Consider the following 13,298-nt stretch of genomic DNA (forward strand, 5'->3'; position numbering starts at 1 on the left):
CCTATCTCGGCAGTTTTACTGTAAAACAACTTCCCTTGTCCGTTTCACTGTCAACCGTCACCGTCCCACCATGGGCAGATACGATGGACTTTACTATAGCTAGTCCAATCCCTGCCCCCCCTGATTTTCGATTTCTGGATTGATCTGTCCGGTAGAAACGTTGAAAAACAAGCGGAAGTTCTTTTTTTCCAATCCCCATCCCTGTGTCCGTCACTTTTATCACTCCATGGTATTTTTCCTCCTCTACCGTAATCGTAATTCTCCCACCCTCTTTGGTGTATTTAACCGCATTGGATAATAGATTGGCGACCACCTGGCTAATCCGATCCCGATCCCCTTTCACAATTACAGAATCTCCGATCAGTGAGAAATCTTGATCTTTTTTTCTAATTTCTCCTGTCATTGCATCCGAAACAGTACTGACAACGGAAACCAAATCAACGAAATCCTTTTTCAGGTGCAGATTTTCTCCTTCTATTTTTGCAAGCTGTTCTAAATCTGCAACCAATGTTCCCAGTCGTTTTACCTCTTCATGACAACTACTCAGTCGTTTTGGTGTAGGCTCCCAGAATCCTTCGATCATGGCTTCTAGATGAGACCCAAGGGCAGTCAATGGAGTCCTTAACTCGTGGGCTACATCAGCTGTCATCTGTTTTCTTAACGCCTCCTGATCATTGAGTGCACCAGATAATTCGTTAATGGCAGATCCCATATCATCTAGTTCACAAATCCCAGTTCCTGGCTCAAAATGTATGTTATAGTTGCCTTGTGATATCTGCTTTGCAATATATGCTGTTTTTGCAACCGGTCTTGCGATCCTTTTTGCTAAATAGCAACCAACCACCACCGAGCAAAAACTGGATAAAATCCCAATGGAAAGAAGGATGGTATTCATAACTTTGATGAAATTAAAATCTGCTTCACTCATAAAAAAAGGACCATAGTATTGAATGGAAAGAGTCCCTATTTTCTGACCATTTTGATTGACTTCATACATATGATTCACAAATCCGCCTTCTGCTCCCCGTTTGCGCATACGCGCTGTGATATCATCCATAATCCTTCCGCACAGACTCATATCATGGTCTTGGGCATCCCAAACTACACCTCCGTTTTCATCTGAAAGTTTTAGGATATATCCATCATACAACGCATTCATTCCAATGGCATGAACCAGATCATGATTAAATTTTCCTTGTAATCCATCATACTGTCTGCTTAATTCCTCTACGATATTCTCTCGCCGCTTTTCCCCAATTTCAGAGATGTATGATTCAAATTCACGGGTGATAAACCAGTTAGACAATACCCCGATTAATAAAATGGTAAGAAGAAGCGTGAAAAAAATGGAAAAAGATAACTGTTTACGCAGGCTTTTCATAAAATCACCCTCCAAACTTATAACCAAGTCCAGGAATTGTTCGAATATACACCGGATTTTTGGGATCATCCTCTACTTTTTTCCGTAAGTTTTTGATGTGGCTGTCAATGGCTCTATCGTATCCGGTAAACCCGGTACCCATAGCAGATTCAATCAATTCGTCCCTGGTAAAAACTTTTCCTGGATACTTAATAAGCACCGCTAAGATCTTTCGTTCACTCGGCGTTAGGGATATACTAATCCCTTGCTTTCGCACTTCGTTTTTATCAAAATCTACCATGAAATCCCCATCTCTCCAAGAATTGCGCTTAACCAGTGGAATAAGATCATTTTCTGCCCGGCGAAGAACCGCTTCGATTCTGGCATATAGTTCTTTTAAACCAAACGGCTTAATAATATAATCATCCGCTCCCATAAAAAGTCCCTCTACCACATCTTCCTCTTCCACTTTCGCAGTCAGCATAATAATAGGAACACGAGATTTCTTTCTGATATTCGTACAGATCTCTTCTCCTGAAATGTCTGGAAGCATCCGGTCTAAAATAACCAGAGAGATATTTTCCGTATCAAATATCTTCAGTGCACGTTCTCCATGATCCGCCGGAAATGTACGAAATCCACGGCTTTCTAATAACATACATACAACTTCCAGTATTTTCGGTTCATCATCTACAACCAATACGTTCCGATTGTTTCTTCCCATCCTGTCACCTCCATATTGCTTATGAAGTTAGCAAAAGCGGGAACCGCAAAAAAAGCGATTCCCGTCTGTTATTATTAAATTACATCATATCCCTGATCTTCGATTTCTTCTTTAATTTTTTCTACGGAAGCCTCTGAAAGCTCATGATCAACCGTTACTGTTTTTGCCTCTAAGTCTACTTTAACATCCGATACACCGGTTAACGCTCCCACGGCTTTGGTAATCGCGTTTACACAGTGTTCACATGCCATTCCGTCTACATTTATTGTTGTTTTAGTCATTTTAATTCCTCCATATAATATTTTTTACATTTTTGATGGTTTCAATCGTTTTAATCGTAATGCATTGGTCAAAACGGAAACTGAGCTTAAACTCATGGCCGCTGCTGCAAACATGGGATTAAGAAGAGGTCCATGAAACAGCAGATGTAAAATTCCCGCCGCAATGGGAATTCCAATCACATTATAACCAAATGCCCAGAAAAGATTTTCCTTAATGTTGCGGATGGTGTGCTTACTAAGATTAATGGCGGTTGGTACATCCATCAAATCAGACCGCATAAGGACAATGTCCGCAGATTCCATAGCAACATCTGTGCCTGAGCCAATGGCGATTCCGATATCTGCCTGTGCAAGAGCAGGTGCATCGTTGATTCCATCTCCTACCATAGCAACTTTTTGCCCGCCTGTCTGCAGTTTTTTTACCTCATTGGATTTATCTTTGGGAAGAACTTCTGAAAGAACCCGGTCAATTCCTACTTGCTTTGCGATGGCATTGGCAGTCTTTTTATTATCACCAGTGATCATTGCTACCTGGATTCCCATCTTATGAAGACGTTCAATGGCTTCCCGGCTAGACTCTTTCACCACATCTGCAACTGCTACAATCCCTGCCAGTTTCCCGTCAACAGCCACAAACATAGGGGTTTTTCCTTCTTCTGCCAGACGATCTGATCTCTCTTCCATACCCGTCATCAAAATGTTTTTTTCTTCCATTAATTTCCGGTTTCCTGCCAATATGTCTTTTCCATCAATTCTAGCCTCAATGCCACGCCCCGTAAGGGACATAAAATGTTCTGCCTCCATAAGAGACAGCCCTTTCTCTTTTGCTCCGCGAACAATTGCCTGACCTAAAGGATGCTCAGATCCCTTTTCTGCCGAAGCCGTGAGATTTAAAAGTGTATCACGATCCATGGTAACCGATAAGACATCGGTTACGGTTGGTTTTCCTTCGGTAATCGTACCTGTTTTGTCAAATACAATGGTTTGTATCTTATGGGCAGTTTCAAGTGCTTCTCCACCTTTTATCAAGATTCCATATTCCGCGCCTTTTCCTGTTCCCACCATGATGGCAGTAGGAGTCGCAAGCCCTAGTGCACAAGGACAAGCGATAACCAATACAGAGATAAAAATCGTTAATGCAAACTTTAGATCACCTGCCGTTCCGATGTACCAGGCAATACCGGAAACCAGAGCAATCACGCAGACCACTGGGACAAAGTATCCGGATACAACATCTGCCAACTGAGCAATGGGTGCCTTAGATCCCTGAGCATCTTCTACAAGTTTGATGATCTGTGCAAGTGCCGTATCACTTCCTATTTTTTCCGCTTTAAACTGTATGGTTCCTGTTGTATTAATAGAAGCAGCGTAAACTGGATCTCCCTCCGTTTTATCCACGGGCATGCTTTCACCTGTCAGCATGGACTCGTCAATGGAAGTATGACCACCAAGTACCACTCCATCCACGGGAATTTTATCCCCTGGTTTTACAAGAATGATATCTCCGATCTCCACTTCATCAATGGAAATCTCCTTTTCCACTCCGTCCATTAAAATAATGGCCGTCTTTGGCGCAAGTCCCATGAGTTTCTTAATCGCTTCACTTGTTTTCCCCTTGGAAACAGCTTCCAAAGACTTTCCAAGAAGAATCAGGGTGATAATAACACCAGCGGATTCAAAATACAAAGAATCTACTGCCATATGGTGTCCTGCTGCGATCTGGAATGTATTATAGATACTAAAAGCCACAGCAGCTGTTGTTCCAATCGCAATCAAAGAATCCATGTTTGGACTTCCCTGAAACAGAGACTTAAAGCCTATGGTATAAAATTTATATCCCACTGCAATTACAGGAATTACCAACCCCAATTGTGTCAGTGCAAACCGCATGGGATATTTCATTGGCTCCAGAAAAGCAGGAAACGGAAGATGGATAAAAGTGATCATGGGTGCCATGGCAAAGTAAAGCAATGGAAGAGAAAATATGGCAGATACAATAAATTTAGTCCAAAGTGTCCGTATCTCTTTCTGTTTGCGTTCTCTGTCCTCATCTGCTGCATCGGACCTATTTATCTCCAATGCCTGATACCCGATCTTTTCAATCGCTGCCCGAATCGCAGACATACGGACTTGACCAGGATCATAGATCACCGTTGCTTTTTCTGTGGCAAAATTAACAGAAGCACGTTCTACTCCAGGGAGCTTTCCTACGGTTTTTTCAATCCGTTTTGCACAAGCGGCACAGGTCATCCCTGCGATTGGTATGTTAACATTAGTGTTTTCTGATTTTTCCACCACTTCGTATCCGATTTTTGCAACGGCTTCTTTGATGTCTGAGAGAGCCAGTGAATCCTCATCATATTCCACAAACAGTTTTTCCGTTGCCAGGTTTACACTTGCCTGATCCATTCCTGAAAGCTTCTTCACTTTCTTCTCTATCCTTTGAGCACAAGCGGCACAGGTCATACCGCGAATACTTAATGTTTTATTTTCCATTTTTTCACCTCTCTCTTTTCTTCTGACCTCTCTTGAAGTTTTTTATTACTCATGATATTATTATGGCAGTTATTACGAAATTTGCAAGTATGCACTTTTTTGTTACATAGTACCCAAAAAGATACCAAAGGAGGTTTTTCTTATGAAATGCGATTGCAGCGGTTCTTATCACTGTCCAGTGGATACCACATTAAGTATGATCGGTGGGAAGTACAAAGCGTTGATTTTATGGCATTTGATTCATAAAACTCTTCGGTTTGGAGAACTTCGTACACTGATTCCCCAGGCAACCCCAAAGATGCTGACTCAACAGCTTCGAGAACTGGAGAAAGACCAGTTACTTATCCGTACTGTCTATCCAGTTGTTCCCCCAAAAGTGGAATATCAGCTTTCAGAACTAGGTTATAGCATACGCCCAATTTTAGAAACCATGTATCAATGGGGTGCAGATTACTTAGCCCAAAATGGTATGGCGGTAAGCTGTTCCATGACATTTCCAAATTAATCATTTAATATGAAGTTTTCCAGTTTTCAAATATTTGTTTGGATTCTTTTAAAAATTCGGATGAGATCGTGATGGATTCTTCTGTCACGGTCTTGCTTTTATCAAAAATTGGCCATGGATTGCATCCTCCTGCTTCTACTTCCACCCGATCCATAGCAAAACGATTTCCACAGTTTTGGCAAACCAAAACATCTCCTTCTTGCTTATAATATCCCCTGCCAGAATCATAACATACCTGACAAGTATTAAATGCCGTTCGGATGGTCCCATCGGGAGCTTTTACCGCTAATACCTCCATCTGCGTACCGTCTACGTCAACTGGATAAAATGAAACAGTATTCGAAATATCATTTACAGATAGTACGAGATCCTCTTCTGAAGAAACTGCTTGCTTTCCTTCGGCTTCCTGTGTTTTCTTTCCAAAACCACAAGCGCTTACTAAGGAAACAGTAAGAAGTATTAGAACTCCAGTCCTAAGAATGAACCACTTACTTGTCTTTTTTGTATTACGATCTATCATAACTATAATCCTCCTGATTTTTGTTATTCTTTTTCTTTCCCTCTCATAAAAAACATGGCAAAACCGATCCCTAAAATGGGTAAAATACAGTGCCAGTGACTTAATAATAATTCCATTTTGCTTCTCTCCTTTCTAGAGTTAGTCCTTTGCCGTGTTTGTAACTCCTTCTTCGGAAACATAGATGGAACCACGTATCATTCCCATCCAGCAACTATAAGATATCTTTCCAGGCGATCCGGGATTAAATTCTATGATGTTTTCTCCTGTCTGAAACGAATATTCAATCCCAAGATCCCGAATTAACATTCGGTTGTTGCAGCCATTGATACTGCCCTGCGGTGCATCGATGATCCATTTGACTGGTATGTTTGCCTGTACATTTATGTTTGGATATCTGCCTGAAGAGAGGGTGCTTTTTACAATCTGAACTCCATCTTTTATGGTAACCTGTTCTTTATTCTCCTGGTTTTCTGCTCCGTTATTTATGATATTTGGAAGAAAACTAGACGGTTGAATCCCAGATAAACTTAATCCTTGTGAAAACATAGACATACCCAGAACAACCACTAATACTGCACCTGCCATCATGACTTTTTGAGAGAACCTTTTCCCTAGAACGGTAGAGAGTGCTCCCAGACCGAACATAAGGGGAACCGTACCCAGACTGAATAAAAACATAGAGAATGCTCCCGAAAATGGGTTACCTGTGGACAGTGCATAGAGTTGCATTGCCTGAAGTGGTCCGCAAGGCATGAGCCCATTTAGCAGACCCACTAAAAATGGAGAGCTGCTCTTTGACTTTTCCAGATCAATTCTTTTTGCAACGATCGCTGGCACTCTGGGATTGAGTTTGCGCAGCCAGGGAAACATTCCCAGCATGTTAATCCCCATGATAACCATAAATAGTCCTGCCGCAAGTTTTAAAACTCCCTGAAGCGTGTTAGAAAATGTTACAACAGATCCCAGCGCTCCTACCAAAAAACCAACTGCTGTATAGGAAATCACCCGTCCCATGTTATAAAGGAACGTGGGTCTTATGGTTGAAAACCATCCTTTTGGAATCCCCTCATCTTCACTTTTAGGGATACACTGGGAAAGATTAATTCCTCCGCACATGGCTACGCAGTGAACGGATGTGATCAGCCCGATGAAAAACAGCATACCATAACCCATAGTTGCATCTGCAAGCTTTCCAGGTACCAGCAGATTGAGAAGACCAGACTGTTCCACTAATAGAAAAAGGGAGAGAATCATAATTAACATTCCAATGACCTGTCTAAGATTTCTAAGTTTACGATCCTGGTTCGTAAGTACCTCATAATCCATGGCCTCTATTAATCCAACAATGCTTTTATAAGAGATGATATCCGTATCAAATGTAACAAAGGCCGTTCCTGTACTATAACTAACATCAGCCCCTTCAATGCCTGCTGTATTGCGAAGCTTCTTTTCAATTTTATTTTGGCAGCTAATACATGTCATTTTCCCGATATCTAACCGTTTGGTTCTGATTGCAGACCCCATTTCAAGCCTCCTTTTCCTTTTCTGATCATTAGAATAACAGGACAATATGTAGAAGTTGTGTAAACGTTAAATTTTCCTGACACGAAAAAAAGCCTGACAAGTCAGACTCTTTTCACTATATTTTGATTCTATTGGTTTAACTATGTTCTCGGTCAAATTTAATTAACGATTTTATAAGCTCTTCGCATACCTGTTTCACGTCTTTTTGATCCGTATCAATGATCACATCCGCCGCATTATGATAGTACTTCAACCGCTTAGCCATGAGTTCCTTGATAAATTCCACATTCATGTTTCCGTTCAAAATAGGACGATCCTCACAGTCTCTTACTCGTTCTAGTATGGTCTCGGGGCTTGCTGATAGTAAAACAATTCGACTGCTTTTTTTTAAGTTTTTCACATTCTCTTCCCGTATCACTGCACCACCCCCGCAGGATATGATGAACTGTCGATGGGTTTGAAGGCTTATAATGGCACTGCTTTCACAGTTACGAAAATACTCCTCCCCATACGTGGAAAAAATATCTTTGATTTGCATGTTCTGATCCCTGACAATCATTGCATCTACATCCACTTCATCCATTGCTAACATTTCTTTTAAATATCTGGATATGGTACTCTTTCCTGTTCCCATAAAGCCAATTAGTGCAATATTATAATCAAATACTTGGTTATGCTCTCTCATCGATTCCCTCCATCCTGTTATCCGCTTCTAAATGCTTTCCTTTTAAAAAATCAATGTATTCATTGCCCCATTCTCCTAAAACGATCAGTACTTTTTCAAACTTGAGTCCAATTTCGCTTAAGGAATATTCCACTTTCGGTGGGATTTGAGAAAATTCTTTTCGAATAACCAACCCTTCCTCTTCTAGCATTTTCAATTGTCTTGAGAGGGTTGTATGGGTAATTTCTTCTGGCATCTTACGACGTAATTCGTTAAAACGGATGGGACCTTCGCTTAATAGATATAGGATAAATAGGGACCATTTTCCTGAAAGTACTTTCTGAGAGGTAACATAAGGACATAAACCAAACAAATCTTTCTTCTCCATAGTAGTATCCTCCTTGACACTAGGTATCATAAAATATCGTAGTTTACAAATGTATTCTATGATATATAATAGTCTCGTCAGCAAATTATAACATGTTTCAAGAAAAGGAGCAACTAGAATGAATGAAATCCTTACATATCTAAAAGAGTGCGGTACGTTTTATCTTGCAACAACAGAAGGGGATCAGCCCCGTGTACGTCCCTTTGGTGCGGTCTGTGAATTTGAAGGAAAACTTTATATCACAACCAGCAATCAAAAAAAAGTATTTGACCAGATGAAAAAGAATGCAAAGATTGAAATCTCTGCCATGAACAAGGACACCTGGATCCGACTGGAAGGAGAAGCAATTTCCGATACGCGCAGAGAAGCTAAGAAAGCGATGTTAGATGACAACCAATCATTGACAAATTTATACGCATTGGATGATGGAAAATTCGAAGTTTTGTATTTAAAGAACGCAACTGCAACTATTTTCTCCTTCACAGAAGAACCAAAAGTTATTCATTTCTAAAACACCAAATAACGGCTGCCAAATGACAGCCGTACTTTTATTCTTTCTTATTTGGTTCCTAATTGAAACTGACTCACTTCCCGATTTAACGTAAGTGCCTGAGCCGCAAGTTCTTCGCTGGAAGAAGAACATTCTTCTGCTGTGGCTGCATTGGTTTGTACAACGGCAGAGATTTGCTCCAGACCATCACTGATCTGTTGAATCACACCTGCCTGCTCGGTAGACGCAAGATTAATGGACTCAATGGATTTGCCAACCAGTTCTGCTTTTTTCTCAACCTCCAATAAAACTTTGGTGGTTTCTTCTGCCAGTTGTTCTCCTTCTGCAACACGACTTACCGAGCTTTTAATTAAATCTGCTGTCTGTTTGGCGGCTTCGGCTGACTTCCCTGCAAGGTTTCTAACTTCATCCGCTACCACAGCAAATCCCTTTCCCGCTTCTCCGGCACGGGCTGACTCAACCGCAGCATTTAATGCCAGAATGTTTGTCTGGAATGCAATGTCTTCAATCACCCTGGTAATGTTTGATATCTTTTCCGAGGAAATTCCGATTTCTTTCATCGCTTCGTTCAACTTTTGCATATGTAAATTGCCTTCCGTCACTCCCTTACCTGCAGCTTCCACATGCAGTGCCGCATTCTTTACATTCTCCGCATTCAGCTCCGCTTTTTTAGCCACACTGGTTACCGAAGCGTTCAGCTCTTCTATGGTTGCTGCTTGTTCTGTGGTACCAGATGCCAGTGCTTGTGCGGCTGCAGAAACCTGAGAAGATCCCGCATTGACCTGTTCAGCAGCAATTTGGATGGTAGTAAGGGAATTGTTCAAATCCAGTTCTATTTTTTGTAAAGCTAATCCCAGCAGATCATGTTCCGAACGCAAAGGGATTTCCTGGGTAAAGTCCCCACTGCTAATTCGATCCGCTGCATGAATCAATTCTTCAATGCTAGATACCATTCGGGTAAAAGCTTGTGCAAGTTGTCCCGTTTCATCTTTGGAATCAATCTCCCCTAGCTCCACGTCCATGTCGCCTGCTGCGATTCGATCTGCAGCATCTACCACCACTTTAATGGGAGCACTGATCTGACGTGAAATCTTAATTCCCATATAAATACTTGCCCCAGTACCAAGTACCAGTAAAAAAACCAATAGACTAATTAAAACTATGGAAGTGACGGTATTGATATGTATTGTACTATTTGCAGAAATGATACGATTATCGATTAAAACATCAAAATTATCAAACATTTTCTGAATATTATCTGTTTCCACGATCAGCTCTGCAAATGCTTTATCTTGATTTCCTTTCTTGGCTTCATCTAGACATCTTTCTATCGCCGGTACAAAGGACTGATTAAACAAATCTATCGTTTCATCAAGTAATGCCTTAGATTGGTCGTTATTCATGGACTCGCGGTATTTTGTCGTACTCGTTAAAAATTTTTCTTTCTGTAATTCGAAGCTTTTTTCCAAATTATCTAATTTTTCTTTATCTCCTGAATAGATAACCATACCTCGCGAATCAACACGGAATTGGTAAAGACTTTCGATGGCCTCGATCATATCTTCAAACGGTTTTGTCTGCTTTTCAAATAGATAGGTGTCCAGACGATCGATTCTTATTAATCCTCCAATCCCAGCCCCTCCAATCAGAATCATGACTAGAGTCAGACTTAAAAATGCGGCCATTAATTTCTTTTCAATACTGAAATCCTTAAAATTCTTCATTATTTCCTCCCTTTAATCTTTTGTACTCTTAAAATGAAACAATAATTTCGTTCATACCTCCTAATCTTCCCGGCAATTATAATTCCGTTATTACGCAGTATATTTAATACTGCGGTTTTTGTTTAAATCCTTATATTTTAGAGACAAAATATGTGTTTGACGAAAATATTGACGGCTAAAATATTATTATCTATTTTGCTTTTATTCAATATAATTTTGAATTTACGGGCAAAAAATCTAAGCTTTCCTTTATTATATGACCATAATTTAGACGGCGATTTTAGAGTATACAAGATTTTGATCCACAAATATACTAATCAATTTATTTAAATCTTCTATTTAATATAGATATTATTTCATTTACTTCATAATTGACAATTAATAGATGGGGGATGTATAATTAATATTGTCGAAATATAAAGAAAATTGTAACCGCAGTATTAAATATACCGCGACTTATTCACTCACTTTTCAACCATTCAATTGCATGTAACACCATATGTAAAATTTACTCTTTTTTATTTTTCAACTTCAATTCATCGACTACATAATCAGATAACAGCATTATAATTCTATTTTTGCATGTTTATATTTTCGAAAAAATGCACCTCTCACTGATTGTTTTGATCAGAAAGAGGTGCGTTATATAATTATTCTACTGTAATAACAGATACGGGGCAGCCTTCTTGGCTTTCCACTGCAGATTCTTCGGCAGATTCTGGTACTTTATCTACAATCACTTCTGCAGGACCGTCTTCTCCCATTTTAAATACCTCTGGACATGTAGAAGCACATAATCCACACTCAATACAACCATCTTTGTCAACTGTTGCTTTCATTTTATAACTCCTTTCTGTTTTCAACCCATTTTTTGACCCAATCGGCATGTTTAGTATTGGTAATATTCTTCCATTTTATCCATTTTATAAAAATTCTTTTAATCCTACAGGTTTAATATTGATTTTCCAATAACAAGACGAAAAAAAGCCGGAATCCCTTTTCATCGTATCGGAATTCCGGCTATTACTTTCTTATGTATTTTTATCTTCTGCTTAATAATTCCTGCCCAAGTACATCGGCAACGATCAACGCATCATATAATTGATCTTTGGTGACATCTCCAATCATATTGTGTATGCTTTCTCCGTCTGCACAAGCCTGTTCTGCTGCAATATGAACTCTTTCTTTTTCCGTTACACCAATTTCCTTTAAGGTTACTGGAAGTCCTACACGGATACAAAAATCAAGAACTGCATTCAGTTCCTCTTCTTTCGCATCCTCTAGGATTAGCTGTGCGATGGTACCAAATGCGACAATGGAACCATGCATGGTTTTTTCACATTCCTCCAATGCTGTAAATCCATTATAGACGGAATGAGAAACAGCCAATCCTCCATTATCTGCTCCAACACCGCTTAGATAGGTATTGGCTTCTATAATCGCTTCCAAAGCTGGAGTAACAACCTTATTCTCGCAGGCTTTTAATGCCTGATAACCGTCTTTTAAAAGCGTATCATAACAAAGTTTGCACAGCGCCATGGCACTTTTAGTAATTCCACCATTCTCAAGGCTTGGAGCCTTTGCTTTTTCACAGGCCCTTGCTTCAAAGTAAGTTCCAAGTGCGTCCCCCATTCCGGCAATCAAGAACTTGACTGGTGCGTGAGCGATCACGTCCGAATCTACGATAACTGCATCTGGATTCTTAGGATAGAAAATATAGTTTGAAAAACTTCCATCGTTATTATAGATTACCGATAACCCAGTACAAGGAGCATCGGTAGCCACAACAGAAGGAATGATGACTACAGGCAGATTTTCATAATAAGCGGTGGCTTTTGCTGTATCAATGGCAGATCCCCCTCCTACGGCAACTACACATTCAATGTCGTTTTCATGTACAATCTTCTGCATCTTTTCCACTTCACCAACCGAACTAATTCCTCCGAACACTTCAAATTTCAGTTTTGCATCTTTTCCCTCAAAGCTTTTCTCTATTTTTTCATGGCAGTTTTTATATCCACTGTTACTACAGATAAATAAAAACGATTTCCCAAGACTTTTCGTTTCCTCATAGACCTGAAAAAGTGCACCTTGTCCTTGAACATATTTTGATGGTGATCTCATTAATTTAAGCATAATAATCTCCTCTTTGATGTAGATTTTTTTCCAATACTGTCAAATATACTCTTTTTCATCGCAAATGTCAAGATTTTAACGAAGTGTGTAATCAGTTCAAATATACTTATTGTCCTGTTTGTTTTCTACCATTTTTCCAACTTTTTATTCTTCAAAAAAAGAAAACGCCAGAAAGCGTTCTCTTTTTGAACTAAATCAATTTACTGTATTTTCCTTCCATATAGATCTTAACAAATTCCGTCATAAGTAGGATGTAGCTAAAAACAAAGACGCATCCTGCCGCCGCAAGAGGCCACTTCCTCTTTTTTTCAGGAATCATAAGTCCAATTATAATTCCAATTGCACACAGACATATTTTTAACAGCACAAAATCCTTTCCTCTGCATTGCCTAATATACTGATCCGCACACTCAATCATTGATTTCATTTTCAGCCTCCTTAAACCATTTTCCTTTAGTATGCGCT

General features: G+C 39.8%; 14 protein-coding genes. 2 read left to right on the forward strand and 12 right to left on the reverse strand.

Going from position 1 to position 13,298, the window contains the following annotated elements; genetic code table 11:
• Nucleotide 1: 1 nt before the first annotated feature.
• The 4 genes from EFT72_RS09370 to EFT72_RS09385 all read right to left on the reverse strand — a co-directional run bounded on the left by EFT72_RS09370 (nt 2) and on the right by EFT72_RS09385 (nt 4,861).
• Nucleotides 2-1,381, reverse strand: a complete 1,380-nt coding sequence (locus tag EFT72_RS09370; RefSeq protein WP_124066656.1) for a HAMP domain-containing sensor histidine kinase — start codon at nt 1,379-1,381, stop codon at nt 2-4.
• Between the two features lie 4 nt (nt 1,382-1,385).
• Nucleotides 1,386-2,084 carry a response regulator transcription factor gene (locus EFT72_RS09375; protein WP_124066657.1) on the reverse strand — a complete coding sequence of 233 codons (699 nt, stop codon included), beginning with the start codon at nt 2,082-2,084 and terminating at the stop codon, nt 1,386-1,388.
• 74 nt (nt 2,085-2,158) lie between these two features.
• Entirely contained in the window at nt 2,159-2,365 is a 207-nt protein-coding gene (gene copZ / locus EFT72_RS09380) for a copper chaperone CopZ (protein ID WP_124066658.1), read from the reverse strand.
• Between the two features lie 24 nt (nt 2,366-2,389).
• Complete coding sequence (locus EFT72_RS09385; RefSeq protein WP_124066659.1) at nt 2,390-4,861, reverse strand: heavy metal translocating P-type ATPase; 2,472 nt, start codon at nt 4,859-4,861, stop codon at nt 2,390-2,392.
• Between the two features lie 142 nt (nt 4,862-5,003).
• On the opposite strand from EFT72_RS09385, the gene EFT72_RS09390 reads away from it, so the two are divergent.
• Complete coding sequence (locus tag EFT72_RS09390) at nt 5,004-5,366, forward strand: helix-turn-helix domain-containing protein (RefSeq protein ID WP_124066660.1); 363 nt, start codon at nt 5,004-5,006, stop codon at nt 5,364-5,366.
• Between the two features lie 4 nt (nt 5,367-5,370).
• Here EFT72_RS09390 and EFT72_RS09395 read toward each other — a convergent pair whose 3' ends face one another.
• The 4 genes from EFT72_RS09395 to EFT72_RS09410 form a co-directional block, all read right to left on the reverse strand.
• Nucleotides 5,371-5,886, reverse strand: coding sequence for a DUF2318 domain-containing protein (locus EFT72_RS09395; protein ID WP_124066661.1), 516 nt, complete (start codon nt 5,884-5,886; stop codon nt 5,371-5,373).
• A gap of 138 nt (nt 5,887-6,024) precedes the next feature.
• Nucleotides 6,025-7,410, reverse strand: coding sequence for a sulfite exporter TauE/SafE family protein (locus tag EFT72_RS09400; protein WP_124066662.1), 1,386 nt, complete (start codon nt 7,408-7,410; stop codon nt 6,025-6,027).
• A 136-nt stretch (nt 7,411-7,546) separates the two neighbouring features.
• The gene (locus tag EFT72_RS09405; protein ID WP_124066663.1) at nt 7,547-8,095 is read right to left on the reverse strand and encodes a shikimate kinase; all 549 of its coding nucleotides are present in this window, start codon (nt 8,093-8,095) and stop codon (nt 7,547-7,549) included.
• On the reverse strand, nt 8,082-8,462 hold the full coding sequence (locus EFT72_RS09410) for a helix-turn-helix domain-containing protein (protein ID WP_124066664.1): 381 nt from the start codon (nt 8,460-8,462) through the stop codon (nt 8,082-8,084). The genes EFT72_RS09405 and EFT72_RS09410 overlap by 14 nt, the downstream gene beginning before the upstream one ends.
• 118 nt (nt 8,463-8,580) lie before the next feature.
• Here EFT72_RS09410 and EFT72_RS09415 point away from each other — a divergent pair, with 118 nt between their 5' ends.
• Nucleotides 8,581-8,973 carry a pyridoxamine 5'-phosphate oxidase family protein gene (locus tag EFT72_RS09415; protein ID WP_124066665.1) on the forward strand — a complete coding sequence of 131 codons (393 nt, stop codon included), beginning with the start codon at nt 8,581-8,583 and terminating at the stop codon, nt 8,971-8,973.
• 47 nt (nt 8,974-9,020) lie between these two features.
• Here EFT72_RS09415 and EFT72_RS09420 read toward each other — a convergent pair whose 3' ends face one another.
• From EFT72_RS09420 to EFT72_RS09435, 4 genes are all read right to left on the reverse strand, one after another.
• The gene (locus EFT72_RS09420; RefSeq protein ID WP_124066666.1) at nt 9,021-10,697 is read right to left on the reverse strand and encodes a methyl-accepting chemotaxis protein; all 1,677 of its coding nucleotides are present in this window, start codon (nt 10,695-10,697) and stop codon (nt 9,021-9,023) included.
• 650 nt (nt 10,698-11,347) lie between these two features.
• Entirely contained in the window at nt 11,348-11,536 is a 189-nt protein-coding gene (locus EFT72_RS09425; protein WP_124066667.1) for a ferredoxin, read from the reverse strand.
• Nucleotides 11,537-11,738: 202 nt separating this feature from the next.
• Nucleotides 11,739-12,833 (reverse strand): glycerol dehydrogenase, encoded by a 1,095-nt coding sequence (locus EFT72_RS09430; RefSeq protein ID WP_347561864.1) that lies wholly within the window; start codon nt 12,831-12,833, stop codon nt 11,739-11,741.
• A gap of 190 nt (nt 12,834-13,023) precedes the next feature.
• Nucleotides 13,024-13,260, reverse strand: a complete 237-nt coding sequence (locus EFT72_RS09435; protein ID WP_124066669.1) for a permease of phosphate ABC transporter — start codon at nt 13,258-13,260, stop codon at nt 13,024-13,026.
• Between the last annotated feature and the right edge of the window lie 38 nt (nt 13,261-13,298).

The organism is Clostridium sp. E02, assembly GCF_003833015.1.
In the GTDB taxonomy this organism is placed as follows: domain Bacteria; phylum Bacillota; class Clostridia; order Lachnospirales; family Lachnospiraceae; genus Lacrimispora.

Excerpts from the sequence above, each read along its gene's own strand:
- EFT72_RS09390 (WP_124066660.1), top strand. The coding sequence starts at position 5,004 with ATGAAATGCGATTGCAGCGGTTCTTATCACTGTCCAGTGGATACCACA.
- EFT72_RS09405 (WP_124066663.1), bottom strand. The coding sequence starts at position 8,095 with ATGAGAGAGCATAACCAAGTATTTGATTATAATATTGCACTAATTGGC.
- EFT72_RS09400 (WP_124066662.1), bottom strand. The coding sequence starts at position 7,410 with ATGGGGTCTGCAATCAGAACCAAACGGTTAGATATCGGGAAAATGACA.
- EFT72_RS09410 (WP_124066664.1), bottom strand. The coding sequence starts at position 8,462 with ATGGAGAAGAAAGATTTGTTTGGTTTATGTCCTTATGTTACCTCTCAG.
- EFT72_RS09420 (WP_124066666.1), bottom strand. The coding sequence starts at position 10,697 with ATGAAGAATTTTAAGGATTTCAGTATTGAAAAGAAATTAATGGCCGCA.
- EFT72_RS09430 (WP_347561864.1), bottom strand. The coding sequence starts at position 12,833 with ATGCTTAAATTAATGAGATCACCATCAAAATATGTTCAAGGACAAGGT.
- EFT72_RS09425 (WP_124066667.1), bottom strand. The coding sequence starts at position 11,536 with ATGAAAGCAACAGTTGACAAAGATGGTTGTATTGAGTGTGGATTATGT.
- EFT72_RS09375 (WP_124066657.1), bottom strand. The coding sequence starts at position 2,084 with ATGGGAAGAAACAATCGGAACGTATTGGTTGTAGATGATGAACCGAAA.
- EFT72_RS09395 (WP_124066661.1), bottom strand. The coding sequence starts at position 5,886 with ATGATAGATCGTAATACAAAAAAGACAAGTAAGTGGTTCATTCTTAGG.
- EFT72_RS09435 (WP_124066669.1), bottom strand. The coding sequence starts at position 13,260 with ATGAAATCAATGATTGAGTGTGCGGATCAGTATATTAGGCAATGCAGA.
- EFT72_RS09415 (WP_124066665.1), top strand. The coding sequence starts at position 8,581 with ATGAATGAAATCCTTACATATCTAAAAGAGTGCGGTACGTTTTATCTT.
- EFT72_RS09385 (WP_124066659.1), bottom strand. The coding sequence starts at position 4,861 with ATGGAAAATAAAACATTAAGTATTCGCGGTATGACCTGTGCCGCTTGT.
- EFT72_RS09370 (WP_124066656.1), bottom strand. The coding sequence starts at position 1,381 with ATGAAAAGCCTGCGTAAACAGTTATCTTTTTCCATTTTTTTCACGCTT.
- copZ (WP_124066658.1), bottom strand. The coding sequence starts at position 2,365 with ATGACTAAAACAACAATAAATGTAGACGGAATGGCATGTGAACACTGT.